Source organism: Gammaproteobacteria bacterium, from assembly GCA_021648145.1.
Classification (GTDB): Bacteria; Pseudomonadota; Gammaproteobacteria; order JAADGQ01; family JAADGQ01; genus S141-38.
In genome coordinates this window covers 96024-122323 of record JAKITI010000008.1, presented here as the reverse complement: position 1 = coordinate 122323, position 26300 = coordinate 96024, and the positions used below count along the sequence as shown (strand labels likewise).

The window sequence follows — 26300 nt, the reverse complement described above, 5'->3', positions numbered from 1 at the left end:
AGCGAAATTAAATATGCCTAACTCGCACAAAGTTCCACACTTAACCACCTCTCTCAGCGGCCCTCTGCTTGAACTGGAAAAACACTTACTGGAAAATCAGACCCAGATTGAAACATGGTTTCGACATCAATGGCTTGAAACACCCGCACCTTTTTATGCCAGTGTCGATTTACGTAATGCAGGTTTCAAGCTCGCACCCGTTGATACCAATCTTTTTTCTGCTGGATTTAATAACCTGAACCCTGAGTTTGCCCCGCTTTGCATTCAAGCCATTCAGTCCGCCGTTGACCACATTCAACCTACAGCCAGTAAAATTTTAATTATTCCAGAAAACCATACGCGTAATATTGGCTATTTAGAAAGCCTGGCCACATTGCATGAGATGATTATTCAAGCAGGTTTTGAAGTTCGCATCGGTTCCCTACAAACTGATCTGGAGCAGCCCAATGAAATTACACTGCCCTCTAAACGTACAATCACTCTACACCCTTTGATTAAAGCGGATGATCGAATCGGTACCAAAGGATTTGACCCCCACCTTATTTTATTAAATAACGATTTGACTGATGGCCGCCCCGCTCTTCTTGAAAATATCCAGCAACCTCTAACCCCACCCATGGCGATGGGTTGGTCAACCCGCTTGAAATCGAGCCACTTTATTCACTACCGTCATATCGCAGAGCAATTTGCAGAGATAATCGATATCGACCCCTGGTTGATTAATCCGATGTTTCGCCAGTGCGGTGAAATCAACTTCATGAAGCGAGAAGGTGAAGAGTGTCTGGAAAAAAATGTTGCGGCATTACTCAAAGCTATTCAAAAAAAATATGATCAATACGGTTTAACGGAAAAACCTTTTGTCATCATCAAATCTGATTCAGGAACCTATGGCATGGGTGTGATGACGGTTTACTCTTCTGATGAAATCAAGTCTCTCAACCGTAAACAACGCACTAAAATGGCATCAAGCAAAGGCGGTGGCAATGTTGAGCGCGTTATTATTCAAGAAGGTGTCTACACCTTTGAGACATGGGGCGAGGATAATGCAGTCGCTGAACCGGTTGTTTATATGATTGATCACTTTGTAGTTGGTGGCTTTTACCGTGTACATACGGGGCGCAGCAGCAGTGAAAACCTAAATGCCGCAGGTATGCACTTTGAACCCCTGGAGTTCGCATCATGTTGCAACACCCCAGACCGAAGAATGGAGCCTGATGCCGAGCCCAATCGCTTTTATGCCTATGGCGTGATTGCGCGATTGGCTCTGCTGGCTGCCTCACGAGAGATTGCTGAAGTATGAATAATAAAACCATAAATATCGGTATCGTCATGGATCCGATTGAGTCGATCAAGCCCCATAAAGACAGCTCTCTCGCAATGTTGATCGAAGCTCAAAAGCGTGGCTGGAAACTGCATTATATGGAGTTAAATGACCTCTATCTGCGTGATGGTCAGCCCTATGCAGAGCTTCAGAATCTGACCGTTTATGATGATAACGAACACTGGTTTGAACTTTCGAATCGCCGCAGCCAGCACATGAATACGCTTGATGTCACCCTTATGCGCAAAGATCCGCCTTTTGATATGGAGTATATTCACAGTACTTATCTGCTTGAGCAGGCTGAGCGTGCGGGGGTTTTGGTGGTTAATAAAGCGCAAAGCCTACGCGATGTAAATGAAAAACTGGGAACGCAGTGGTTCCCACAATGTACGCCCCCGACACTTGTTACACGCAATGCTCATGAAATTCGTAAATTTTTGGCTGAATTTGGAGATATCATCTTAAAACCTTTAGGAGAAATGGGCGGAGCTTCTATTTTCCGAGTGCGTTTGGATGACCCCAATATCAGCGTCATCATCGAAACCATTACTCAACATGCCCGTCGTTACATCATGGTTCAGCGCTTTATTCCTGAAATACTCGCAGGTGATAAACGAATTTTGATGGTCAATGGTGAGCCTGTTCCTTATGCACTGGCGCGCATTCCTGCTAAAAATGAGACACGAGGAAATCTTGCAGCAGGTGGACGTGGAGAAGGTGTTGAACTCAGCGAACGCGACCGCTGGATTTGTGAACAAGTCGGCCCTACTTTACGTGAACGCGGCCTGCTATTTGTTGGGCTTGATGTTATTGGCGACTATCTCACCGAAATTAATGTCACCAGCCCGACCTGTATTCGTGAACTGGATAAAATTTACTCACTCAATATTAGTGCTCAACTCATGGACTGTATTGAAGCAAAAATTAAATCGTGATCGGCAAAGCTTTTATAGCACTCTGCATTGCACTGCTCTGCGCCTGCAGCCAGCCCACAGATCAAAAATCCGTTTACGAAGAACAACTTTATGTCTTTGGAACGCTGATTGATATATCAATACAAGGGGAAACAGAGGAGAAAGCTCGCCAGGCAGTGGCTGCCATTGCACAGCAATTCAATGCAATGCACCAGCAATGGCACGCCTGGCAGCCGAGTCGGCTCACGGATATTAACCAAGCACTGGCTGATGACAAAAGTATCACTCTGATTGAATCAGAAAAAAAATTCATCCAGCAAGCATCCGAGCTCTCCATCAATAGCGGCCACCTGTTTAACCCAGCCATCGGCCACTTAATTGGCTTATGGGGATTTTTAAGTGAGGAACGCAGCAAACAACCGCCAACAAAATCATCAATCACAGAACTGATCACCGCCCACCCCACCATGGCTGACTTGATTTTTTCCAATCTTGAGCTTTCAAGTAAAAACCAACACGTTAAACTGGATTTTGGTGGCATCGCAAAAGGGTACGCCGTTGACTTGGCGATTAACAAACTAAAATCACTGGGTATTCATAATGCCATTGTAAATACCGGTGGAGATTTACGAGCCATTGGTAGCAAAGGCCAACAACCTTGGCGCATCGGCATTCGTCACCCCCGCCAAACAGCACCACTGGCATTCATTGAAACTCAGGGTGACGAAGCTATTTTTACCTCAGGAGATTATGAGCGTTACTTTACTTATCAGCAGCAGCGCTACCATCACATCATTGATCCACTGACAGGATACCCTGCAACGGGAGCGACTTCGGTAACTGTTATTTGCAATAACGGCCTGCTTGCCGATACAGCAGCAACAGCACTACTCATCGCAGGCCCTGAAAAATGGCAAACAACGGCCTTGGCAATGGGCGTTGATCAAGTTATGCTCGTGGATAATCAAGGCACTGTTTATATGACCTCTAAAATGGCAAAACGAGTTCACTTTATGGAAAAACCCGTTCGCCATATTGTAAAAAGCTTATGACCACAGCACCCCATATCACTTCGAATGACCGAATCAGCATGACTATTTTTTTAGCCATTGCGATTCATGCCATTATTATTTTAGGTGTCACCTTCAATATTAAACAGGTGGAAGATGAAACTGACAAACCTTTACCCACTATGGAGATCACCTTGGTACACCACTCAAGTGAAAAATCACTTGAAGAGGGAGATTTTTTTGCTCAAGTCAGCCAGGAAGGAGGCGGAAGTCGTGAAGAAAAATTACGCTTTTCCAGCCCCGTTTCAACCCCCTCTATTGCTACAGAGATCAGTGATAGTGACTCCATAACGCCCCCTGCATCACCACAAGAAGTTACCCCGACATCAAATCCGATAGTCATAGCACACTCAGAGTCTGACTTTAAATTACAAGCAAGTGAAAACATCACTAAAACGACACCTGAGGCGATTGATGCTGCTGAGTTATACGCCCGCAGTATGAAGATCGCCAGCCTGCAAGCAGAAATCAGTCAAGAGCTACAAACGGACTCAATGAAAAAAGGCGAGCGCACTATATCAGCCACCAGTACCCTGGCTCTTCGTGATGCAGTTTATTTGGAAGCGTGGCAATCAAAAATTGAACATATCGGAACGCTAAACTACCCAGAAGAAGCCAAACGGCGCTCCATTGCAGGCCGTTTGACTGTAGATGTTGCACTCAACCCCGATGGTAGCGTAGAAAAAATTACAATTTTACGTTCATCAGGGCACAAACTACTGGATGATGCCGTCAAACGCATTGTTCAACTGGCGGCTCCTTTCGCCCCATTTTCTGAAGAGATGCGCAAGGATACGACGCTATTACACATCCGCCGCACCTGGAAATTTTTACCTAACAATAGCTTGGAAGCAAGATAAGAGTGACCCACAAAAAAGCCCCGATACCAGCAAAAGTATCGGGGCTTTCAAGACCATCTGGTGTGGTAATTACTTACGCACCTTTATGATACGAAACCACCCGTTCAACTTCATTCTTGGAACCAAGAATAACAGGAACACGTTGATGCAGACCACCAGGCTTCACTTCCATAATACGCTCACGACCAGTTGAGCAAACACCGCCAGCCTGTTCAACTATCATAGACATCGGGTTAGCTTCATACAACAAACGTAACTTACCGGCCTTTAACGGATCCTTTGAATCTTTAGGATACATAAAAATACCACCACGAATCAGAATACGATGCACTTCTGCCACCATGGAAGCCACCCAACGCATATTAAAGTTTTCACCACGCGGACCATCGACTCCTGCCACACACTCTTCTACATAGCGCTGAACAGGCTTTTCCCAGAAACGCATATTAGAAGTATTTATTGCAAATTCGCGTGTATCTTCAGGGATCATCATGTTTGGATTAGTTAAAATAAATTCGCCAATATTTTGATCCAGAGTAAAACCATTCACACCATTTCCAGTCGTTAACACCAACATGGTCGAAGGCCCATATAACGCATACCCCCCACAAACTTGCTCAGTGCCTGGTTGTAAAAAGTCTTCAGCCGTTGGGTTTTCTACCCCTTCGGGGCAGCGCATAATTGAAAAAATAGTTCCCACTGAAATATTGACATCAATATTTGATGAGCCATCCAGAGGATCAAAAACCAATAGATATTTACCTTTTGGATATTGTTTTGGGATGGGGTAGATATCATCCATCTCTTCAGAAGCCATCGCTGCCAGATTACCTGACCACTCATTGGTCTGAGTAAAAATATCATTAGTAATAATATCCAGCTCTTTCTGTGTCTCCCCTTGAATATTTTCACTCTCAGCAGCACCAAGAATACCGATCAAATTTCCACGATTGACTTCATTTGATATCACCTTGCAAGCAGTCACAATATCATTAAGAAGCGAAGTAAATTCACCACTTGCTGTTGACAAACCGCGCTGCTCTTCGATAATAAATTGAGTAACAGAAGTACCATTATGCATAAAGCTTTCCTTTACATTGCTAGTCTGGAGATTATTTAAAAATATAGTTTTCTGACAAAATTATGCAATTTTTCCACCTAATTAGCAAATACTGGTATGGGATTTAAAAACCCCCTATAGGGGGTTTTAAGCGACGGATGAATTCAGGTTACTACCCCAGATACACATAACGCCATGCTCATTGGCGGGAAAAATGGCACATCTTTTGCAAATGTTAAAGGCTGCTTACGGAAATCCAATACAATACCTAGTTATGTGACCTAGCAATTATTTGGCGGATAGTCAGTCAAGAAGGCTTATTTAGTATAATCTCAAAACGATCTTCAAAGTCTGATATCATAAATTCTAGGTCATTTTTTTCATCTTGTAGATCATCATACTCTTCAGTATCATCTACAAGTGAGTCCATTTTAGAGTTTAAAGCTTCAATTTTTTCATTAGCTAGTTTTGTTGCCAAAATTAAGTTTTGTTTTTCCCTGCCGATTAATTCATCTTCCAGAAGTACATAGCATTTCCCATTTTCAATGTGATAAAGTGAGGGGAAGGACATAATTATATTTGCCCTACATTATTTTCGATACGGGTAAACATTGCTTTAACTTTTACATTCTCTGCGATTTGGCGAAGAAGTAGTTTAAAGTTATCAAGAGGCATATCAACAGCAGGAAATATTGTATAATGAGTGGCTTTATTTGGTTTTTTCCTTGAGTCGCTTAGTCCCAAACCGTGCGGAATGTCAACATCTTTAGGTATTTTGTACCAAAATTTTCCTGATATAGGTGCAGTCTCAATGTCATCAAATAGAGATATCCCTCCATTAATGCCACCCTTAACCCAGCATATTTCTCCACTTTTACCTGTTTCAACCTTCGAATCAACACCTTTATAACGATAGAAAATAATCTCAGCAAGATCTCGATTCCTTAGAATATCAATCTTATTGCTTTCTTTATTTCCTAAACGATATAAATCTAACGGAAAACATCCGTAATATTTCTGCGCCATTTTATTGCTCCTTCGTATGAATTAGTTTTTTTTTGAAGAAATAAGCGTATATTCTAACCGAATAATTACCAATACCCCATCTGAATATTTCACAAATGAAGAGGAGGAACCCTTGTATAGTCCAACTACTGTAAGTCGAATTCCAGTAGAGTTTTACCACGACAAACTGTACTCAATCTTCTTTTTAATTTCAGCCTTGTACACAAATAAAATGACTCTAAAAACTATTTGTTTGTGATATTTGCCATATTTTTTGCATATAATCAGGTTTATTGTCTATGTCTGTAGATTATGGGTCAAATTCAATCATTAAGCATATCAACCGATACAAGCAAAAACTAACGCTTCAATTAAAGATGCCTAATATGAAGGATCGCTTCAGGTATGCACTTTTACGCCCATATGGAAATGAAAAGCTCGTATCTCAAAGCAAACGCTATTTAACCTACATGGCCATTTTTGCTTTTTTGATTGCAACACTGGGAAGTGTGGCAAGTGGGTTCATAGTATGGCTGTGGTTGCCTGTACAGTTTGAACTATTTTCCCTTGGCACGATATTGGTTGTATTTATCATTTTGTGGTTGCTCAGCACGAAAATTATCACCTATGATCTACCCGAGCCCTTAACAACGATTCAAAAACTTCGCGCCCTTTTCTTAACACCTCATGGAAAAATATTTAATGGGTGTTTTTGGACTCTTGTTATTTACTTTATTGTTATTACGCCTACATTATTTACACTCACGTTACTCCCTGCTATTGATCAATTTAACCAGCAACAATTTTCCCATGAAAAAGAGCTGAAATTACAAAAATCCGGTTCTGACTACAGCCACCCCCTTAAATTGATCAACAAAGATATCGAAGAAGAACGAAATAGCTTTGACCTGCTCGTCAATGAAGAAGAAGGGGATGATATTGATAATATAGACTTAACAATAAAAAGCCTGGAGCACCTTGAGGAAGAAAAGTTTTATCTATTACAGGAATTTTCACAAGAAGATGCTCAACTCAAGCAGCTAACATTAGTGAGCCCACGATCATTATTCAATCTTTCATTACCGACCCAAATCAGCTCAACCCAAAAACACTTTCTAGAAAGCCAAGCACACTGGAAATATTCAGCACTTAAGCTTTTCTGCTTCTTTTTGCCTCTTTCGACCATTATTGCTTTGCTGGCTTTTAAACTATTTCAACCCATACCGGTATCACATTATCTAAACCAGCGATTGAGGCCAGAAATAGAGAGCAAAATAACGAGCACACCTACACACAAAACTATCAATAATGAAAGCGCCTTATCAGCAACATCACTACTCCGTTCAAACAATAAAAAACCATCAACCCTACAAAAACCAAGCGTACAACAAGAAACTACACAAGAAGACAAGATCACATATCTCAAGAAAAAAAGAGTCGTTGTTTTATCTGATATTGAATCTCTCGAAGGTCTCTTGAATGCAAAAAACATTACAAAAGAACGATTCATTCAAAAACGAAATATTCTTGAAAAAAACAGCCAGACTCTGTCAGAAAAAATCTTAAAAATGCTTTTAGAAAATGCTAAAACAGTATTAGCCACACATGATAATGACAAAAATAACACTAAAGACAAAAAAAAATCCAAAAAACTCTTAAACGCTTGACAGAAATTTTGTATACTCTTATCCCTTTAACTATAAAATTATAGGAACAACTATGGCGCGAGTCACTATCGAAGACTGTCTTAAGCATATTCACAGCCGGTTCGAATTAGTTTTAATCTCCTCCAAAAGAGCTCGTCAATTATCAAACGGTGCTGAAGCATTGGTTGAATGGGAGAATGACAAACCCACCGTTGTTGCACTGCGTGAAATTGCTGCAGGTAAAATCAACGCAACCATATTAGATGAAATTTCAGCTAAAGAACATGCAGAAGAGTCTTTGGTCAGTGAAGAAGAGTTACAAACTGCACTTCAACAACGCTAACAAGCACGCCAGCAGTGCTTGAAACACAAGCGGCCAAACATCCCGATACACTCACTCTGGTACAAGACTTATGTAGCTTGACTGAGACGTATCTGGATGAAAAACAAGTTCAGAGCATCAGAGAAGCCTGCCTATTTGGCATAAAAGCCCATAAAGGCCAATCTCGGCGTTCTGGTGAACCCTATATCCACCACCCATTTGCTGTCGCCAGAATTCTGGCCGGCATGCGACTGGACTGTGATAGCATCATTGCCGCAATTTTGCATGATGTGATTGAAGACACTGATATCACCAAAAACACACTGGCTCTTCAATTTGGTGACGAAGTAGCCGAACTGGTTGATAGCGTCACGAAACTCACACAAATTAAATTCGAAAGCCGCCTGGAAGCACAAGCTGAAAACTTTCGAAAAATGATGCTGGCAATGGTGCATGATATCCGCGTCATTCTTATCAAGCTGGCTGACCGTTTGCACAACATGCGAACTTTAGGCGCGATGCCCGCTGAAAAAAGCCGCCGTATTGCTCATGAAACTCTGGAAATCTATGTTCCAATTGCCTATCGTCTGGGCATTAACAGTGTTCGTACTGAGCTTCAGGATCTTGGGTTTAAAGCACTCCATCCGATGCGCTACCGAGCCATATCTAATGCTGTAAAAAGTGCGCGTGGACATTTTAAAGAGCTTGTTAGAAAAATTGAAAGCACGCTCCAGCTTCGACTCAAAGATGAAGGAATTGATGCTTGCGTTCAAGGCCGAGTCAAACACCTTCATAGTATTTATCGAAAAATGAAGGAGAAACAACTCTCGTTTTCCGAGGTGTTCGATGTCTACGCATTCCGCATCATTGTCGAAACACCCGACACATGTTATCGAGCACTCGGTGTTATCCATAGTATCTACAAGCCTGTGCCAGGGCGCTTCAAAGATTACATTGCCATCCCAAAAACCAATGGATACCAATCACTGCACACAATTCTTTTCAGCTCACACAAAATCCCCATTGAAGTGCAAATTCGCACCAAAGATATGGATAAAGTTGCCGATGCAGGCATCGCGGCTCACTGGCTCTATAAGACAAAAGAAAATACAGAAAGCAAGAATGCACACCACCATGTACGTGATTGGTTGCATGGTCTGATGGAACTGCAGAAAAATACCGAAAACTCTTTAGAGTTTATTGAAAACGTCAAGGTTGACCTATTTCCTGACAAGGTTTACGTATTTACACCCAACGGCGATATTATTGAACTACCACGTGGCTCAACCCCTGTTGACTTTGCTTATGCAGTACACACTGATATTGGTAATCGCTGTATCGCTGCAAAAATCGATCACCGTACCATTTCATTACGCACTCCCTTACATAACGGCCAAACAATTGAAATTATAACTTCCCCCAGTGCTCGCCCCAATCCAGCCTGGATTAATTTCACTGTCACAGGTAAAGCCCGCTCCAATATTCATCATTACCTGAAAAACCTCAAACAAGAAGATGCGATCAATTTAGGTGAACGCCTGCTTGACCAAGCCTTGCACGAACTTGACCTTTCGCTGATCAACCTCACCACAGCCCAAATTACCACACTTTTGGAGTCATTTAGCTTCAAATCAATGGATGATCTGCTTGCAGAAATTGGGCTTGGGAATTGTATGGCTGTTTTAGTTGCCAGACGCTTACAAAGCTCTCAAGCCATTGTAAAACCAACTCAAGAGCGTCGAAAAAAAATACGTCCTCGTGTATTTAAAAATGTGTTTTCAAACTACATGCCCTCTTGGCTACGCAAAGAGTCATCCCAACCCCGCCCTTTAGCTATTCGTGGTACCGAAGGCATGGTCACTCACTTTGCCAAGTGCTGTGACCCTATTCCTGGCGACCCAATTATTGCTCAGCTTACTGCAGGACGTGGCATCGTAATTCATACCGATATTTGTAAAAATATGACGGCACATAAACGGCCTGAAAATTGTATTGACGTACATTGGGAACGCCAAGTTGAAGGTGAATTTCCTGTAGAGGTCCATGTTGAAGTGGTCAATCAACGCGGCGTGCTTGCAACAATTTCAACCGCAATTTCAGAGCAACAATCCAATATAAATAATGTCAAAATAGATCAGCGAGACGAAAGTCATAGCTTATTAAAATTTACCATCACGGTACGTAACCGCAAACATTTAGCTTTGATTATGCGCAGAATACGCAGTATAAAGAATGTGTCACGTATTCATCGTGCAAAAAAATAACCAACAACTAGGGGGCACTTTATTATGATGCGGGAAATCATTAAAACAGACAAAGCACCGGAGGCCATTGGCACCTATTCACAAGCAGTCAAAATAGGCAGCACTGTTTACATGTCAGGGCAAATACCGCTCATACCCGATACAATGGAGCTTGTTGACGGTGATATGGCCGATCAAATCAAACAGGTTTTTAATAATCTGCAAGCCGTTGCTGAAGCTGCCGGTGGCTCTCTGGCTGATATTGCCAAACTTAATATTTTTCTAACTGATCTGGGGCATTTTTCACTGGTTAATGAAGTCATGGCGACCTATTTTCAGGAGCCTTATCCTGCACGCGCGGCGATTGGTGTAGCATCACTGCCTAAAGGGGCTGCTGTTGAAATGGATGCTGTGCTTGAACTTCATAACTAAATAACCCTTGCTCACTACGCTAAACGCTCTATCTGTAACAACGCTCAAAGGCGTTGGAGCACGTATTGCGGAGCGATTAGCTCTCCTTAATATTCACACCGTCGCAGACATTCTTTTTCACTTGCCACTGCGCTATGAAGACCACACTCATTTAACCCCCATCGCTGCACTTCGAGCCGGAAGTGAGGCGCTTGTTGAAGGCACTATTCTTCGCAGTGAAATAAAGCAGGGGCAAAGGCGTATGTTGATTGCTCACCTTGAGGAGAGTGGACACGTTCTCACGTTACGTTTTTTTCATTTCAATGCCCATCAACAGCAGATGTTAAAAAACGGAAATCGTATTCGCTGTTACGGTGAAATACGATCTAACAACATGGGATTGGAGATCATTCATCCTGAGCTTAAAAAATTAAGCTCAACGGAGCCTGAATCTGTCGAGCAAAGTTTAACGCCAGTTTACCCGACCACAGAAGGGCTACACCAGACTAGCTGGAAAAAACTAACGCAGCAGGCAATTAACCTTCTCGAAGAAAATTCACTGACCGACTTACTGCCTCAAGCCATCTGCCAACAATTTAATTTTATTCCTTTTGTTGATGCGCTGCTATATGTTCATCGCCCTCCGCCACATGCCGAGCAAAGCATACTATTACAAGGCAACCATCCCGCACAGCAACGACTTGCATTTGAAGAGCTACTGGCACATCACTTGGGGCTGCGGCAGCTGCGTCAAAACATGCAACAAAAAATGGCACCCAAACTATCCAGTTCAGATCAGCTGTTTAACGCTCTCCTCAAAAATTTGCCATTTAAGCTAACCCAGGCACAGCAACGTGTTATCGGTGAAATAAAAACAGACCTTCAAAAAACAACCCCCATGCAGCGCTTGATTCAAGGTGATGTAGGCTGCGGCAAAACATTGGTCGCAGTCGCGGCCATTCTAAATGCTATTGAAGCGGGTTATCAGGCGACAATCATGGCTCCCACCGAGCTATTGGCCGAGCAACACTTGAACAATATGCAGCAATGGCTTGAACCCCTCAATATCAAAGTAGGTTGGTTAACAGGCAAGCACAAAGGCAAAAAACGACAAGCACTGCTAGAGCAACTTGCGTCCGCTGAAATAGAGGTCATTGTCGGTACACATGCCCTTTTTCAGGAAAGCGTTGTTTTCAAAAAACTAGGGTTGATAGTGATTGATGAGCAACATCGCTTTGGTGTGCATCAACGCCTCGCTTTACGTGAAAAAGGGTTTCAATCAGGCCGTTATCCACATCAACTGATCATGACTGCCACCCCTATTCCACGCACACTCGCTATGACCGCCTATGCCGAACTGGATATTTCGATCATTGATGAGCTTCCTCCGGGCAGGAGCCCCGTTGAAACAGCCGTTATCCATGAAAACCGTCGTGATGCGGTGATTGTCCGTGTTCATCAAGCATGCCAATCTGGCAGACAAGCCTACTGGGTTTGCACATTGATTGAAGAGTCTGAAGTACTACAGTGCCAAGCGGCCTGCGATCGTGCCGCGCAACTCCATGAAACACTCACTGACATACGCATCGGCCTTATTCATGGACGTATGAAAGCGGATGAAAAAGCCGATGTCATGGCGAAGTTTAAGACCGGTGACATTGATCTTCTCGTTGCAACTACCGTCATTGAAGTCGGTGTTGACGTGCCAAACGCCAGCCTGATGATTATTGAAAATGCAGAGCGTCTGGGACTATCGCAACTGCATCAACTTAGGGGGCGTGTTGGACGTGGCAATACAAAGAGTGCTTGTATTTTAATGTATCGAGCACCACTTTCAAAAGTAGGTCGATCAAGATTAAATGCAATGAGAGAGACTAACGATGGCTTTGAAATCTCATCCCGTGATCTGGAAATTCGTGGCCCTGGAGAAGTTTTAGGAACACGTCAGAGCGGCATTGCAAAAATGCGCATTGCGGATGTCATACGCGATGCGCATCTTATAGAGAAAGTTGCCCAAGCCGCACCATTGATAATGCAGCACTATCCGCAGCAGGTTAATCCACTCATTCAGCGCTGGCTCAATGATGCGTCAAACTACGGCGAAGTATAGTTAATCAGCCACCGGATAGTCTAAATGAGCCACTCCTGAATCAACTGCTGCACGAGCGACCGCTGGTGCTACACGCTCAATCAAGCGAGGGTCTAGTGGGGTTGGAATAATATAGTCAAATCCAAACTCTAAATGATCCAGCTGGTAAGCTGTCAATACTTCATCGGGCACAGGTTCATGTGCCAAATCTGCAATCGCATGCACTGCTGCAAGCTGCATCTCCATATTAATACAGGAAGCACGCACATCCAGTGCACCGCGAAAGATAAAAGGAAAACCTAACACGTTGTTCACTTGATTAGGATGGTCACTTCGGCCTGTCGCCATTAACAGGTCGCTCCGTGTCTCGTGCGCTAAGTCGGGACTAATTTCAGGGTCAGGATTAGATAGCGCAAAAACAATCGGCTTAGGAGCCATTGCAAGCAACATTTCAGCCGTCACTAAATCGGGTCCGGAAACACCAATTAAAACATCAGCATCCTTCATTGCATCCAACAACGTCCGTTCTTCAGTATTCACTGCAAACACTTGTTTGTAATCAACCAGGTTTTCTCGATCTGTATGAATCACTCCTTTGCGATCAATCAACCGAATATTCTCTTTTTGAAGACCCAATTCAAGCAATAGATGCATCGCAGCGATGCCAGCCGCGCCAGCGCCCAAGCAAACCAGCTTGATTTGATCCATTGTTTTTTGTTGCAACTGTAAAGCGTTGAGCAAACCTGCGGCGATAATAATTGCCGTGCCATGCTGGTCATCATGAAAAACAGGAATATCCAACCGTTCAATCAACGCTTTTTCTATTTCAAAGCAGTGCGGAGCAGCAATATCTTCCAGGTTAATTCCACCAAAAGTAGGGGCAATATTTGCAACAGTTTCGATAAACGCTTCAGGTGAAGGTGCGTCCACCTCAATATCAAAACAGTTAATACCCGCAAATTTCTTGAACAGAACCCCTTTACCTTCCATGACGGGTTTACCCGCCAGCGCTCCAACATTACCTAAACCCAGCACAGCAGTACCATCGGTAATCACCGCCACCAAATTACCTTTGGCTGTATAACGGTAAGCTTCCTCAATATTCTCTGCAATGGCACGTACTGGCTCAGCAACACCTGGTGTGTATGCCAGAGCAAGATCATCTTGTGAAATACAAGATTTCGTCAACTCAATACAGATTTTCCCTGGCTCTGGGTAGGCATGATAGTGGAGTGCCGCTTTTTTTCTCTCTTCGTTCATTGCTGATTCATCCTGACATTTGTTTTTAACAATTAAAAAAGGGGCACCCTTTTTTAAGAGTGCCCCTTTATTTTCAGTACAACTGCTTCGATAAATTTCTTTATCGTCACAATACAGCTTAATGTTTCATACTGTACTTCTGACGGAACTTATCAACACGTCCAGCAGTATCTAGAATTTTTTGTTGTCCTGTATAAAAAGGGTGACAAGCCGCACATACATCCAATTGCAGGTCTTTGCCATGAGTTGAGCGAGTAATAAATTTATTACCACAACTACAAGCTACATTAATATCTTTGTATTCTGGGTGAATATCGGCCTTCATCTTTAAAACTCTCTCAATCCGTCATCTGTTCATAGTTGTTCAATAGCTGCCGTTAATCTAGTCAGATACTACAGTTATCAAACTTAAGGGAACAGCGGATAATACGCAAACTTGCAAAGAACGGCAACCCCTATTTTTTATATTCAAGCAAATAAAGGCAAGAAAAAGCATGGAACGCTCTACAGTCTATAACAACATTTTTCAGCATGAACAACTAGGTCTTGATGTAGAAACGATTAAACATTCATTAGTTCAGCGCCTAGAATACAGTATTGGTAAAGATCGCTTTACTGCAACGCCTCGTGACTGGTTCAACGCACTGGCCTATGTGACTCGTGATCGCCTGACAGAGCGCTGGATGGAAACCATGCGAACTTACTATAACAAGGATGCTAAGCGTGTTTATTACCTATCGCTGGAGTTTTTAATCGGCAGAACACTCACCAACAGTCTGCTCAATCTGGATATTTATGACAATTGTGCTGAGGCTCTTCAGGAAATTGGTGTAAAACTTGAAGATATTCTCGATGTCGAGCCTGATGCGGCTCTAGGTAATGGCGGCCTAGGTCGCCTGGCAGCCTGTTTTCTTGACTCTATGGCAACACTGAACTTGCCTGGTTATGGTTATGGCATTCGTTATGAATATGGCATGTTTAATCAAAAAATAGAAAACGGCTTCCAGGTTGAACATCCAGATAACTGGCTACGTTACAGCAACCCTTGGGAGTTTCCGCGTGCTGAAGTGCTCTATCCTGTTAAATTTAACGGCCATATTGTGCAATACCCTGATGATCAAGGTCAGATGCGTTATCACTGGGTTGAAACCGATGATGTCATGGCCATGGCTTACGACACTCCCATCCCTGGCTATAAAACAGATACTGTTAATAACATGCGCTTATGGGCTGCAAAATCTTCTCGTGATTTTGAACTTAAATACTTCAATCAAGGCGATTACATCAAAGCCGTTGAAAGCAAAAATGACTCTGAAAATATTTCCAAAGTACTCTACCCCGATGATACGACATTAACAGGGAAAACATTACGCCTGAAGCAGCAATACTTTTTTGTATGCGCATCATTACAGGATATTCTTTACCGTTTTAAAAAGCACCACGATTCATTCGATGAACTCCCGGACAAGGTCGCTATTCAGCTCAACGACACCCATCCAGCAATCGCCATACCCGAACTCATGCGCATTCTTGTAGATACCCACCACCTAAGCTGGGACGCTGCATGGGATATCACCACTCGCACCTTTGCTTATACGAACCATACCTTAATGCCAGAGGCGTTAGAAACATGGCCGGTAAAACTATTTGAAAAAATGCTACCCCGCCATCTGCAAATTATTTACGACATTAACCATCATTTTCTAGTAGATGTTTCTCATCGCTTTCCAGGCAATCAGGAGATGCTTCAAGAGCTATCGATCATTGATGACAATGGTGATAAAAGAATTCGCATGGCACACTTGGCTATTGTCGGCAGCCACAAGGTCAATGGTGTTGCAGAGCTGCATACTCAGCTCATGAAATCCACTATTTTTTCCAAATTTGATCAGCATTTTCCTGAAAAAATCATTAATAAAACTAATGGGATAACACCAAGACGGTGGTTAAACCAAGCAAATAAGGAATTAGCACAGCTTATTACAGCTAAAATTGGTGATGAGTGGATTACCGATCTGGATAAATTAAAAGCACTGAATTCACTTAAAAGTAATAAAAAATTCCAGAAGGAAATACGTGACATCAAACAACGTAACAAGCAGCATCTGGCTGAAATGATCACAAAAGAGCTGGGAATACAAATCAATACAGAGTCAATTTTTGACATACAAGTGAAACGTATTCACGAATACAAACGTCAACTGCTTAACGTACTGCACATTATTACGCTCTATAACCGTATTCGCCATAATCCACAAACGAGCACCGTTCCTCGCACCTTTATTTTTGCTGGCAAAGCTGCCCCTGCCTACACAATGGCCAAGCTCATCATCAAACTCATTAATAGTGTTGCAGAGATAGTTAATAATGACCCCGCTATAGGGGATCGCATGAAAGTTGTATTTCTTCCAAATTATAACGTTTCAGCGGCTCAAAAAATTATTCCAGCCTGTGACCTTTCAGAACAAATTTCGACAGCAGGCACTGAAGCCTCAGGCACCAGCAATATGAAGTTTGCACTCAATGGTGCATTAACGATTGGTACGCTGGATGGTGCTAATATTGAAATTAGAGAAGAGGTGGGTGAAGAAAATATTTTTATTTTTGGCATGAACACCACAGAAGTAGAATCACTTCGTACTAATGGCTATAACCCTAAAGACTATTATCATGCTAATCACGAGCTAAAAGAGACTATTGATATGATTGGCTCTGGCTACTTTTCTCCGAGAAACATTGATCTCTTTCAACCTATCGTTGATACACTGCTAAATCATGGAGATCAATATTGCCTGCTCGCTGATTACGCATCCTATGTAGCTTGCCAGGAAACCGTTTCAGACTTATACCTTGACCCGGGAGCCTGGACACAAAAAGCTATTGCTAATATAGCTAATATGGGTAAATTTTCGAGCGACCGCACTATCGGTGAATATGCAAAAGAGATCTGGAATACAAAGCCTATAAAAGTAAAGCTGTAGAAACAGAAAAGGGCGGCAAACTTGCATTTGCCGCCCTCTATTATGGAATTGAAGTCTTTGTTACTACTTTCGCTTCATTGATTCAAAAAATTCATTATTTGTTTTTGTATCTTTTAATTTATCCAGTAAAAAGTCCATCGCAGCCAGATCTTCCATCGGGTGCAATAATTTACGCAATATCCAGACTTTCTGTAATTCCTCAGGCTTGCTTAATAACTCTTCACGACGCGTTCCAGAACGATTGATGTTTATCGCTGGGTAAATACGTTTTTCAGCAATTTTACGTTCGAGGTGCAATTCCATATTACCCGTTCCCTTGAACTCTTCGTAAATGACATCATCCATACGTGACCCCGTTTCAACCAGCGCAGTTGCGATAATAGTCAAACTACCGCCTTCCTCGACATTACGTGCCGCACCAAAAAAGCGTTTAGGACGTTGCAATGCGTTCGCATCCACACCACCCGTCAAAACTTTGCCTGAAGAAGGTGCGACCGTATTATATGCACGAGCGAGACGTGTAATTGAATCAAGCAAAATAACAACATCATGCTTATGCTCAACAAGGCGCTTTGCCTTTTCAATAACCATTTCAGCGACCTGCACATGGCGGCTGGCAGGTTCATCAAAAGTGCTGGAGACCACTTCGCCCCGTACCGAGCGTGACATTTCCGTCACCTCTTCTGGGCGCTCATCAATGAGTAAAACAATCAGGTAACATTCAGGGTGGCTCGTTGCAATCGCTTGTGCAATCGTTTGCAGCATCATTGTTTTACCCGCTTTGGGTGGTGAAACAATCAAACCACGCTGCCCTTTTCCTATCGGAGAAACAAGCTCGATAATACGTGAGGTTAAATCCTCTGTACTGCCATTCCCCTGTTCCAGATTAAAACGCTCATTAGCAAACAGAGGAGTTAAATTTTCAAATAACACCTTATGCTTGGCATTTTCTGGCGAATCAAAATTAATTTTATCAACTTTAAGCAAAGCAAAGTAACGCTCACCATCTTTAGGTGGACGAATTTTCCCAGCAATAGTATCTCCTGTTCGTAAACTGAAACGTCGAATCTGGCTGGGTGATACATAAATATCATCGGGTCCGGCTAAATAGGAGCTGTCCGATGAACGTAAGAACCCAAAGCCATCCTGTAAGATCTCCAACACACCATCACCAAAAATATTTTCACCTTTTTTAGCATGTGCTTTTAAAATAGAAAATATGATGTCCTGTTTTCTTGCTCGGGAAACATTATCGACCCCCATAGATTTAGCAAGATCAAGCAGTTCGGTTACAGGAAGTTTTTTAAGTTCGGTAAGGTTCATAATTTATTTATTCACATGAATTTTTATGATAAGACCAGAGGTCGGCTGGTTGAATTTGATTAGTATCGGCGGGATTAAAAGTTTAGTTTGGTGACTAACAACAGGTTTTTGAGTCAATGCTATAAATAATCCCCACCCTTGAATATCGTTATAGGTGGGGCACAATTCTACTATAAGTTACTATCAATAAATGTAGTCAACTGTGACTTAGAAACAGCACCCACGCGTGTTGCCTCTACATTGCCATTTTTAAACAACATAATTGTTGGGATACCACGAATACCAAACTTGGGTGGTGTCACAGGATTATCATCAATATTAAGTTTTGCTACTTTTATTTTACCCATATATTCGTCTGCAATTTCATCCAGAATCGGGGCAATCATTTTACATGGGCCACACCAATCAGCCCAAAAATCAACTAATACTGGAACTTCAGACTTAATCACCTCAGCATCATAATTTGCATCAGTTACATAAATTATGTTTTCGCTCACTTAGTCTCTCCTTTAAGAGCCGAACTTTAAAAATTAAAATCAATAGAACCAATAATAGAAAATATACTCTCAATAAAAAATGTATTTGATACGTGGTTAAGTAGAAAGTCTGAGAGTTTTATTTATATAGTTAGAATTACTATCGACAGATATATATTACATTTGAGCTCAAACGACTGAAAATTGCAACCCTAACTATATATTTTTTCATTAAGCCCAATTTTCTTTTAATGGCGAAAATGTCTCATCCCACTAAAAACCATAGCGATATTATGATCATCAGCAGCAGCAATCACCTCTTGATCACGCATGGAACCGCCAGGCTGAATGACCGCTGTTACGCCTACATCTGCCGCACTATCCAGACCATCGCGAAATGGAAAAAAAGCATCAGAGGCCATCACAGAGCCTTTAACCTCTAAACCGGCATCAGCCGCTTTAATTGCCGCAATACGTGCACTATAGACTCGACTCATCTGCCCTGCTCCGACACCTATTGTCTGATCGTTTTTACAGTAAACAATGGCATTAGATTTTACGAACTTTGCTACTTTCCAGGCAAATAACAGATCTCTCATTTCATCTTCACTCGGCTTGCGCTTCGTCACGATTTTTAAATCAGCTTGCTTGACCACCCCTTGGTCACGATCTTGTATCAGCAAACCACCTGTCACCCGCTTGTAATCCCATTCAATGCGACCTTCTTCCTGTTGCTCCCAAGCACCGCAATTTAATACACGAATATTAGGCTTGCTCGCAAAAATAGCCAATGCAGCCTTTGCAATTTCTGGTGCAATGATAACCTCAATAAATTGGCGGTCAATCAATACCTTGGCTGTTTTTTCATCCAGCACCTGATTGAACGCAATGATACCGCCAAAAGCAGAGGTTGGATCGGTTTCATAAGCACGTTCATAGGCAGCTAACAAATTTTCGCCCATAGCCACTCCACAAGGATTTGCGTGCTTTACAATGACACAAGCAGGCGCCTGACCCAATGATTTAACACACTCTAGCGCAGCATCAGTATCAGCAATATTATTAAATGAAAGTGCTTTACCTTGCAGCTGGTTCGCTGTTCCAACACTTACCTCAGTGGGTGACGCTTCTATATAGAAAGCGGCTTTTTGGTGAGGATTTTCTCCATAACGTAACTCCTGCGCTTTTAGGTACTGTGCATTATAAGTATGCGGGAAGTCCGTGCGTCCACCTGAGCTTTGTATTGTCCCTAAATAATTAGCAATCGCACCATCGTACTCGGCTGTATGCTCAAAAGTTTTTACCGCCAGAGAGAAGCGAACAGTCTCTGAAACTGCGCCCTCATTTTTCTTCATTTCATTGAGTACTTTTGTGTAATCATCAACATCAACCACCACACTGACTGAAGCATGATTTTTTGCTGCTGCCCGCAACATGGCAGGCCCGCCAATATCAATATTTTCAATCGCATCAACCAACGTACAATCAGGCTGGGCAACCGTTTTAGAAAATGGGTATAAATTGACCACAACCAAGTCTATTGCTCCGATACCGTGCTCACCCATCACAGCATCATCAATACCACGTCGCCCCAATAATCCACCATGAATTTTGGGATGTAACGTTTTAACTCGACCCTCCATCATTTCAGGAAAGCCCGTATAACTCGACACTTCAACGACAGCAACGCCATGTTCGCTGAGCAGCTTTGCCGTTCCACCCGTCGACAATATTTCAACTTCAAACTCTTGCTCCAATTGTCGAGCAAAGTCGATGACACCACGCTTGTCTGAAACACTAATGAGCGCACGCTTTATTTTCAATGCAGAATTTCCTTAATATTTAGTTGGGAAAAGAGACTCAATGCTCGCTCCTAATCTAATTTATAGCGTTTTAATTTTTTGCGGAGCGTCGTTCTGTTAAGACCCAGTATTTTTGCTGCTTTACTCTGGTTTCCGCCGGTATATTTCATTACAACTTCAAGGAGTGGCAATTCAACCTCGTCCAATACCATCTGGTAAAGATTTTCCGGTGGCAACCCACCATCAAGGTCTTTAAAATACATCTCCAGAGCAATTCGTACACAACCACTTAATGGCTGTTTGTGCCGCTCAACAGTAGCATCCTGCTTTAATCCAGATTCGCTCATGCGACCTTTTCCATACAATCAAAAAATTCATGAGCCAAGTTGATTTGTTGTACTGATGACTGCAACCGATTCACCCGATGACGAAATTCAGAAGCGCCGACCTGCCCTTTACTAAACCAGGATAAGTGCTTACGCGCCATGCGTACCCCAGTATATTCGCCATAAAAATCGTACATTTTTTGCAAATGATCCAACACCATCGCTTTTATCTCGACGGCAGTCGGCTGCGGTGGAATGCGTCCTGTTTCTATATACGCAGCAATATCGCGGAAAATCCAGGGCCGCCCCTGTGCCGCACGACCAATCATGACAGCATCAACGCCGGTATAGTCCAGTACAAATTTAGCTTTTTCTGGCGATGTAATATCGCCATTAGCAATCACCGGAATCGTCACCGCTACTTTAATAGCAGCAATTGTATCGTACTCAGCATCACCACGATACCCGCAAGCACGTGTGCGCCCATGCACGGCCAAAGCCTGAATGCCAGACTGCTCTGCGATTCGTGCAATGTTAGCCCCATTACGGCTCCCCGTATCCCAGCCCGTACGAATTTTGAGTGTCACCGGCACATCAACAGTGTTGGTAACAGCCTCCAGAATTTCCCTGACAAGCCCCTCATTCTGCAATAACGCTGACCCGGCCATCACGTTGCAGATTTTTTTTGCTGGGCAACCCATATTAATATCAATAATTTGTGCGCCATTATCAACATTCATCTGTGCAGCTTGCGCCATAAGTGCAGGGTCTGAACCAACAATTTGAACAGAACGTGGTGCATCATCAGCATCAAAAAATGTTGCTCGCCGCCGTGTTTTATCACTTCCCCATAACAGAGAATTAGATGAAACCATTTCAGACACAGCTAAACCTGCACCCCATTGCTTGCACAATTGGCGAAACGGCGCATCAGTCACTCCCGCCATGGGCGCAAGTATCAAATTATTTGTAAGTTCGTATGGACCAATTCGCATGAAATTTTACTTTGAAAAACCTGATTACACCCAGCAATTTATGTTATCGAGTATAGGAAGAGCCGAACATCATACCAGAAAAATCACCCTTCCAGCGCACCACCACAACTACTCCCCTGCCCAGCAGTACAGCCATAACAGTGCCCTTTAACAACAATCGGCTGATTTTCAAGCATGGTTGCAGTTAATTCAGATAGATGCCAACGGCTTTTTCCTGCCCGTTGCAAAGGCAAATCAAGCATTTGATTAAAGTCACAATCATAAACAAAACCTTGCCAATCGACACTTAACTGATTGCGACACATTAAACTCTCCAGATTCTCTTGCCGGTATGCATTTTTTAATAACTGGATATACTCATCAAACTCACCTTTTGAAATCAGCATACTGCCAAAGCGCTTGATTGGCATATTTGTTAATGTAAATAACTGGTTAAATTCTATACTAAAATTGTCCATTAGATACTTTTTATAATCAACTTCCAAAGCCGCCTGCGGAGGAGGTAAAACAGAACCTTGTGGATTATAAACAAGATTCAACACCAAGCCTGTTGCGGCTTTCCCATACCCCAAAGCATTCAACCTTTGAAGCCCCTTAATGCTCGCAGCAAAAGTACCCCGACCTCGCTGCTTATCAACATTATCTTCAAGGTAGCACGGCAATGAGGCGACCACCTCTACTCTGTTTTTGGCTAAAAAGTGAGCGACCCCTTCATAACCAAACTCTTCAAGAATCGTTAAATTACAACGATCAATAACATGAACTCCCAAAGATCGGGCACACGCGATCAAATAGTGAAAGCTCTCATTCATCTCTGGCGCGCCCCCCGTCAGGTCCAGAACTTTGATCCCGCCTTGCTCCAAAAACCTGACGACATCGTCAACAACATCGCGCGCCATCATTTCAGTCCGCTTAGGACCGGCATCAACATGACAGTGCAAACATTGCAAGTTACAGCGATACCCTAAGTTGACCTGCAACACCTCCACTTTATTTCTCGTTACAGACGGAAACTCCCACTCTTCAAGCAGCGACAATGTATTGAGCATACCTAATTATTACTCCTTTTTTCATTACGACAACTCGCTACCAAAAAATGTTTTTATTTACTGTGACAGACCTCACATAAAAAATTAAAATTTACAAACTATTCAATAGTATGTAACAATGCTTGTGCGTTTTCTCAAGTTTACCCTGTATCCGCCGTTAACATGTTCGCAAGGACGAAGCTAAGCAACAAGGAATAAAGGAATGCGTTGCAACAAAAGGATGTTACTGTGTAAATCGTAACACATGGATCGGTTCTGACAGGAAGTCGGCCGCAAGGGTAAGGATTGAATGCAACTGGTCATGGAATGATCATGGCAGGATGCCTGTTACACAGATACAACTTTGAAACTGGTTTCACAGGAGTGAAATTCAGATAATGGAAGTAGTATGCTATGGATAGGGAAGAGGCAATATATATTGGAAGGCAAGATGCCGCTATGTCACATGGAGTGACAGCATGGAAGCAACAGTCGCGAAGGATTAGGGATAGATGCGATTGAAAACTCAGGGAGAAATGGACTGTACGCATTGCGCGTACCTTAGATTACGGGATGTAATCATTATTTGGCCAAGGATGGCCTCACCAACTTTTCATTTTCAGAATCATTCTGCGCATATATTCAGGCATAACTTGCTGCCATATTTACGAAAGTATCAACCCCCCAATTTCTTCAAACAACCCAGAGAAATCAACCTCCACCCATTCACAGCTCTTATTCGAGGTCAAATGCCGCTCTAAGATAGCAGGCATATCTATTTGACCACCCTTCTCAAGCTCTTCAAGACTGACAGCTTGTGGCAAAGCATCAATTAAAATACCCACAGCTCCATCGCCGCGACCAATAACTAAAATCTGAGACTCATTATTTTGGGACGACGTATAGGTTTCCTTGTCAAAGAGCAGCCCTTTTAAATCAAAAATCGAAACAATATTTCCACGATGATTAATCACCCCTCCAAACCATTCCGGCGTATTGGGCACAGGATAAATCACACCCTCATCAACAACCTCATTCAAAGTCTGCGAAGGAAGCAGCAAATGAAGCCCCCCGACCCGAACACCATAACGCACCACCCCAGCATCCGATTGCAAATCTGTTTCACTCAAAATATTTGGTTGGTTCATTGCTTCAATACTCGCCACCATTACATCATGCCTCCTCTGTTTTTCAGCAGATAATCTGAATATCGACTTTAAATGACCTAATGATTAGGAAACAAAGTCCGAAAGTTAATAGTATGAGATACAGCACAACTATCCTTTCGCTCTATTTATTAATCAGCAGCAGCTATTCACCGCCGATCTATTCGCTTGAGCTGTTCGGCATCAATATTGAAACTACAAATAGAAACCTATTACGCAGTGCGATTAAACAGGCGGGAGCCAAGCTGATACGTGAAGGGGGGCTTTCTAATTTTTATGATATTTATGAGAGTAACAAGCTTTTTGAAAACAGCGAACGTCTCTATACGGGCTTCATTAAAGAAAATGGAAATTTTGCTTTTCTGGAGTATCAATTTCCAACGCAATACCACCACACCATTCAACAAAAATTAGAAAGTAAATATGGACCAGCCGAATACAACAAAGGGATCTTTCTAACCGATAGCACCCTGCGCTGGAATATAGAAAATATTCTCATCACCCTTTATACTGATTTTTACAAAAACAAAAGCCTTCTAATTTATGAAGTTCCCGAAAACCGCGCAAAGCTCAATACTGAGTTCAACCAACAACGAATTCAAGACAGCTCTTTTTATTGAATTTACTCCAAACTCAACCCTTCGCTTGGTAGTATTGTTGAGTATAAGTTGAGAAATTGCCTTAAATTTCCTATTCTCTCCTCTATTTTAAACTAAAGGTACAACAGAATGAACAAGGTTTGCTGGTCATTAGCCTGCTTTTCGAGCGATAGAAAGACGGGCAACATTTCAATCATCAAACATGATGGGATAACTTCTATAAAAGAGATCCCGCTTGATCCTGCCACTGATACTGCAAAACCTTACAAGCCTGTTTTTCTTGGTATCAGCCGAAACGAGAAAGTGATCTTGATGAACCCTGCATCAAAAGAGATATATCTTGCTGATCGTTTTCCAACGGATGCATTTCCAGTACATGCTTATCCCGACCCATACTCTGACCGAGTTTGGTACATGAATGATGGTGATAAACAGACAGGTAACGATACTCTCAATTGTGGTACTCAAGGCTCTTCTGTCATGGTTGTCAACCTAGACAAGGCAGGTCAAAGTGAGTCGGCTAAAGTTTTAAAAACCATCTGTGTAGGGCGCGGGCATCACAATGCAACTTTTTCAGCACCTTCAAAAAGTGCACCCAATGTGCCTCATCGTACATTCATTTCCAACTTAAAAGATGGCACTCTCTCCGTCATTGGTAATGACCCTGATGATGAAGAGACCTGGTTAAAAATTGTTGCAACCATTAACTTATGTAATGCCGAAAAAGAAGAAAATGGTGAAGCTGGCATTCCAAACAACTCATTTCCTCATGGCACTGACTACTCGTCTCTTACTGGAAAGCTGTATTGCCTCAGTAACGGTTACGAACAAATACAAATTATTGATCCGATCAAAAATGTAATTGAAAGCACAATTGAGCTCAAAGGCAGTCGCAACCTGTTACTGCACCCTGCGGGACAATTTTTAATTGGTAAAGGTGCCGATCGAAAATCAGATGCTGAACATATTATTGGTGAGCTGCCTATTATTGATGTGCTAAATAAAGCGGTTGTAGGTATTATAAAAATACCCGATGTCTATGCTGCAAAATACACCTTCAGTCCAACAGGCGACAAACTCTATCTCGCTTGTGCCGCATCAGGCAATGATGCTCAACAAAAAAATGCAAAAACTGACATAATTCAGGTGTATGACACGTCTGCTCTGCCCAATATGCCGCTGCTCACCGAAATCAAAGTCGGACAAGCACAATGTGGCAGCCGCTCTGCTGATATACTGATGCAACAAGACGGCAGGGCACCCTACGTATTTGTAACCAACCCAACGGATGGCTCAGTCAGTGTTATTGATGCAACAAGCAATACCGTGATCGAAACAGTTATACTTAAAAACAGTTCAAGCCACGCTCGTCTTTACGACATATAAGCTATACAAATAAATGC

Annotated in this window: 24 protein-coding genes; 12 read left to right on the top strand and 12 right to left on the bottom strand. The window is 42.5% G+C overall.

The window, feature by feature from the left end:
* The first annotated feature begins 13 nt into the window (after positions 1-13).
* The 4 genes from gshA to L3J70_07020 are packed head-to-tail and all read left to right on the top strand — an operon-like array spanning position 14 to position 4165.
* The gene (gshA, locus tag L3J70_07035; protein MCF6236113.1) at positions 14-1300 is read left to right on the top strand and encodes a glutamate--cysteine ligase; all 1287 of its coding nucleotides are present in this window, start codon (positions 14-16) and stop codon (positions 1298-1300) included.
* The gene (gene gshB / locus L3J70_07030) at positions 1297-2256 is read left to right on the top strand and encodes a glutathione synthase (protein ID MCF6236112.1); all 960 of its coding nucleotides are present in this window, start codon (positions 1297-1299) and stop codon (positions 2254-2256) included. Before gshA ends, gshB begins: the two co-directional genes overlap by 4 nt.
* Positions 2253-3287: an FAD:protein FMN transferase gene (locus tag L3J70_07025; GenBank protein MCF6236111.1), complete on the top strand. Its 1035-nt coding sequence runs from the start codon at positions 2253-2255 to the stop codon at positions 3285-3287. Before gshB ends, L3J70_07025 begins: the two co-directional genes overlap by 4 nt.
* On the top strand, positions 3284-4165 hold the full coding sequence (locus tag L3J70_07020) for an energy transducer TonB (GenBank protein MCF6236110.1): 882 nt from the start codon (positions 3284-3286) through the stop codon (positions 4163-4165). Before L3J70_07025 ends, L3J70_07020 begins: the two co-directional genes overlap by 4 nt.
* Before the next feature lie 73 nt (positions 4166-4238).
* On the opposite strand, the gene L3J70_07015 is transcribed toward L3J70_07020, so the two are convergent.
* The 3 genes from L3J70_07015 to L3J70_07005 all read right to left on the bottom strand — a co-directional run bounded on the left by L3J70_07015 (position 4239) and on the right by L3J70_07005 (position 6251).
* A complete protein-coding gene (locus tag L3J70_07015) occupies positions 4239-5246 on the bottom strand; it encodes a class 1 fructose-bisphosphatase (protein ID MCF6236109.1) in 1008 nt (335 codons plus the stop codon).
* A gap of 286 nt (positions 5247-5532) precedes the next feature.
* Positions 5533-5796: a hypothetical protein gene (locus tag L3J70_07010; protein ID MCF6236108.1), complete on the bottom strand. Its 264-nt coding sequence runs from the start codon at positions 5794-5796 to the stop codon at positions 5533-5535.
* A 2-nt stretch (positions 5797-5798) separates the two neighbouring features.
* Complete coding sequence (locus L3J70_07005; protein ID MCF6236107.1) at positions 5799-6251, bottom strand: hypothetical protein; 453 nt, start codon at positions 6249-6251, stop codon at positions 5799-5801.
* 278 nt (positions 6252-6529) lie between these two features.
* Between L3J70_07005 and L3J70_07000 the strand changes: the two genes are divergently transcribed.
* Genes L3J70_07000 through recG form a run of 5 tightly spaced genes read left to right on the top strand, consistent with a single transcriptional unit; the run spans position 6530 to position 12962 of the window.
* A complete protein-coding gene (locus L3J70_07000) occupies positions 6530-7897 on the top strand; it encodes a hypothetical protein (protein ID MCF6236106.1) in 1368 nt (455 codons plus the stop codon).
* A gap of 52 nt (positions 7898-7949) precedes the next feature.
* Entirely contained in the window at positions 7950-8219 is a 270-nt protein-coding gene (gene rpoZ, locus L3J70_06995; protein ID MCF6236105.1) for a DNA-directed RNA polymerase subunit omega, read from the top strand.
* 14 nt (positions 8220-8233) lie between these two features.
* Positions 8234-10462, top strand: coding sequence for a RelA/SpoT family protein (locus tag L3J70_06990; protein MCF6236104.1), 2229 nt, complete (start codon positions 8234-8236; stop codon positions 10460-10462).
* Positions 10463-10486: 24 nt separating this feature from the next.
* Positions 10487-10873 (top strand): RidA family protein, encoded by a 387-nt coding sequence (locus tag L3J70_06985; protein MCF6236103.1) that lies wholly within the window; start codon positions 10487-10489, stop codon positions 10871-10873.
* A gap of 7 nt (positions 10874-10880) precedes the next feature.
* A complete protein-coding gene (gene recG / locus L3J70_06980) occupies positions 10881-12962 on the top strand; it encodes an ATP-dependent DNA helicase RecG (GenBank protein ID MCF6236102.1) in 2082 nt (693 codons plus the stop codon).
* Here the strand turns inward: recG and L3J70_06975 are convergent, their stop codons facing one another.
* Both L3J70_06975 and rpmE read right to left on the bottom strand, forming a co-directional pair.
* Entirely contained in the window at positions 12963-14201 is a 1239-nt protein-coding gene (locus L3J70_06975; GenBank protein MCF6236101.1) for a malate dehydrogenase, read from the bottom strand.
* Between the two features lie 118 nt (positions 14202-14319).
* The gene (gene rpmE, locus L3J70_06970; protein MCF6236100.1) at positions 14320-14526 is read right to left on the bottom strand and encodes a 50S ribosomal protein L31; all 207 of its coding nucleotides are present in this window, start codon (positions 14524-14526) and stop codon (positions 14320-14322) included.
* A gap of 169 nt (positions 14527-14695) precedes the next feature.
* Between rpmE and L3J70_06965 the strand changes: the two genes are divergently transcribed.
* Positions 14696-17182, top strand: a complete 2487-nt coding sequence (locus L3J70_06965; protein ID MCF6236099.1) for a glycogen/starch/alpha-glucan phosphorylase — start codon at positions 14696-14698, stop codon at positions 17180-17182.
* A gap of 63 nt (positions 17183-17245) precedes the next feature.
* On the opposite strand, the gene rho is transcribed toward L3J70_06965, so the two are convergent.
* The 7 genes from rho to L3J70_06930 form a co-directional block, all read right to left on the bottom strand.
* Positions 17246-18505, bottom strand: coding sequence for a transcription termination factor Rho (rho, locus tag L3J70_06960; GenBank protein ID MCF6236098.1), 1260 nt, complete (start codon positions 18503-18505; stop codon positions 17246-17248).
* Positions 18506-18675: 170 nt separating this feature from the next.
* Positions 18676-19002, bottom strand: coding sequence for a thioredoxin TrxA (gene trxA, locus L3J70_06955; GenBank protein ID MCF6236097.1), 327 nt, complete (start codon positions 19000-19002; stop codon positions 18676-18678).
* A gap of 227 nt (positions 19003-19229) precedes the next feature.
* On the bottom strand, positions 19230-20804 hold the full coding sequence (gene purH / locus L3J70_06950; GenBank protein MCF6236096.1) for a bifunctional phosphoribosylaminoimidazolecarboxamide formyltransferase/IMP cyclohydrolase: 1575 nt from the start codon (positions 20802-20804) through the stop codon (positions 19230-19232).
* Between the two features lie 50 nt (positions 20805-20854).
* Positions 20855-21130, bottom strand: coding sequence for a DNA-binding transcriptional regulator Fis (fis, locus tag L3J70_06945; GenBank protein ID MCF6236095.1), 276 nt, complete (start codon positions 21128-21130; stop codon positions 20855-20857).
* Complete coding sequence (gene dusB, locus L3J70_06940) at positions 21127-22104, bottom strand: tRNA dihydrouridine synthase DusB (protein MCF6236094.1); 978 nt, start codon at positions 22102-22104, stop codon at positions 21127-21129. Before dusB ends, fis begins: the two co-directional genes overlap by 4 nt.
* Positions 22105-22187: 83 nt before the next feature.
* The gene (arsS, locus tag L3J70_06935; GenBank protein ID MCF6236093.1) at positions 22188-23153 is read right to left on the bottom strand and encodes an arsenosugar biosynthesis radical SAM protein ArsS; all 966 of its coding nucleotides are present in this window, start codon (positions 23151-23153) and stop codon (positions 22188-22190) included.
* Positions 23154-23797: 644 nt separating this feature from the next.
* Complete coding sequence (locus L3J70_06930) at positions 23798-24301, bottom strand: chemotaxis protein CheW (protein ID MCF6236092.1); 504 nt, start codon at positions 24299-24301, stop codon at positions 23798-23800.
* A gap of 92 nt (positions 24302-24393) precedes the next feature.
* On the opposite strand from L3J70_06930, the gene L3J70_06925 reads away from it, so the two are divergent.
* On the top strand, positions 24394-24918 hold the full coding sequence (locus L3J70_06925) for a hypothetical protein (protein MCF6236091.1): 525 nt from the start codon (positions 24394-24396) through the stop codon (positions 24916-24918).
* Positions 24919-25026: 108 nt separating this feature from the next.
* Complete coding sequence (locus L3J70_06920; protein MCF6236090.1) at positions 25027-26283, top strand: hypothetical protein; 1257 nt, start codon at positions 25027-25029, stop codon at positions 26281-26283.
* The last annotated feature ends 17 nt before the right edge of the window (positions 26284-26300 follow it).

Bases quoted from the DNA above. Each gene is read 5' to 3' on its own strand.
- fis (MCF6236095.1), bottom strand. From the start codon at position 21,130: ATGAGCGAATCTGGATTAAAGCAGGATGCTACTGTTGAGCGGCACAAA.
- L3J70_07015 (MCF6236109.1), bottom strand. From the start codon at position 5,246: ATGCATAATGGTACTTCTGTTACTCAATTTATTATCGAAGAGCAGCGC.
- L3J70_06975 (MCF6236101.1), bottom strand. From the start codon at position 14,201: ATGAACGAAGAGAGAAAAAAAGCGGCACTCCACTATCATGCCTACCCA.
- L3J70_06985 (MCF6236103.1), top strand. From the start codon at position 10,487: ATGATGCGGGAAATCATTAAAACAGACAAAGCACCGGAGGCCATTGGC.
- L3J70_07000 (MCF6236106.1), top strand. From the start codon at position 6,530: ATGTCTGTAGATTATGGGTCAAATTCAATCATTAAGCATATCAACCGA.
- gshB (MCF6236112.1), top strand. From the start codon at position 1,297: ATGAATAATAAAACCATAAATATCGGTATCGTCATGGATCCGATTGAG.
- L3J70_06930 (MCF6236092.1), bottom strand. From the start codon at position 24,301: ATGGTGGCGAGTATTGAAGCAATGAACCAACCAAATATTTTGAGTGAA.
- L3J70_07005 (MCF6236107.1), bottom strand. From the start codon at position 6,251: ATGGCGCAGAAATATTACGGATGTTTTCCGTTAGATTTATATCGTTTA.
- arsS (MCF6236093.1), bottom strand. From the start codon at position 23,153: ATGCTCAATACATTGTCGCTGCTTGAAGAGTGGGAGTTTCCGTCTGTA.
- L3J70_07010 (MCF6236108.1), bottom strand. From the start codon at position 5,796: ATGTCCTTCCCCTCACTTTATCACATTGAAAATGGGAAATGCTATGTA.
- dusB (MCF6236094.1), bottom strand. From the start codon at position 22,104: ATGCGAATTGGTCCATACGAACTTACAAATAATTTGATACTTGCGCCC.
- L3J70_06920 (MCF6236090.1), top strand. From the start codon at position 25,027: ATGAACAAGGTTTGCTGGTCATTAGCCTGCTTTTCGAGCGATAGAAAG.
- gshA (MCF6236113.1), top strand. From the start codon at position 14: ATGCCTAACTCGCACAAAGTTCCACACTTAACCACCTCTCTCAGCGGC.
- L3J70_07020 (MCF6236110.1), top strand. From the start codon at position 3,284: ATGACCACAGCACCCCATATCACTTCGAATGACCGAATCAGCATGACT.
- rpoZ (MCF6236105.1), top strand. From the start codon at position 7,950: ATGGCGCGAGTCACTATCGAAGACTGTCTTAAGCATATTCACAGCCGG.
- L3J70_06965 (MCF6236099.1), top strand. From the start codon at position 14,696: ATGGAACGCTCTACAGTCTATAACAACATTTTTCAGCATGAACAACTA.
- rho (MCF6236098.1), bottom strand. From the start codon at position 18,505: ATGAACCTTACCGAACTTAAAAAACTTCCTGTAACCGAACTGCTTGAT.
- L3J70_06925 (MCF6236091.1), top strand. From the start codon at position 24,394: ATGAGATACAGCACAACTATCCTTTCGCTCTATTTATTAATCAGCAGC.
- rpmE (MCF6236100.1), bottom strand. From the start codon at position 14,526: ATGAAGGCCGATATTCACCCAGAATACAAAGATATTAATGTAGCTTGT.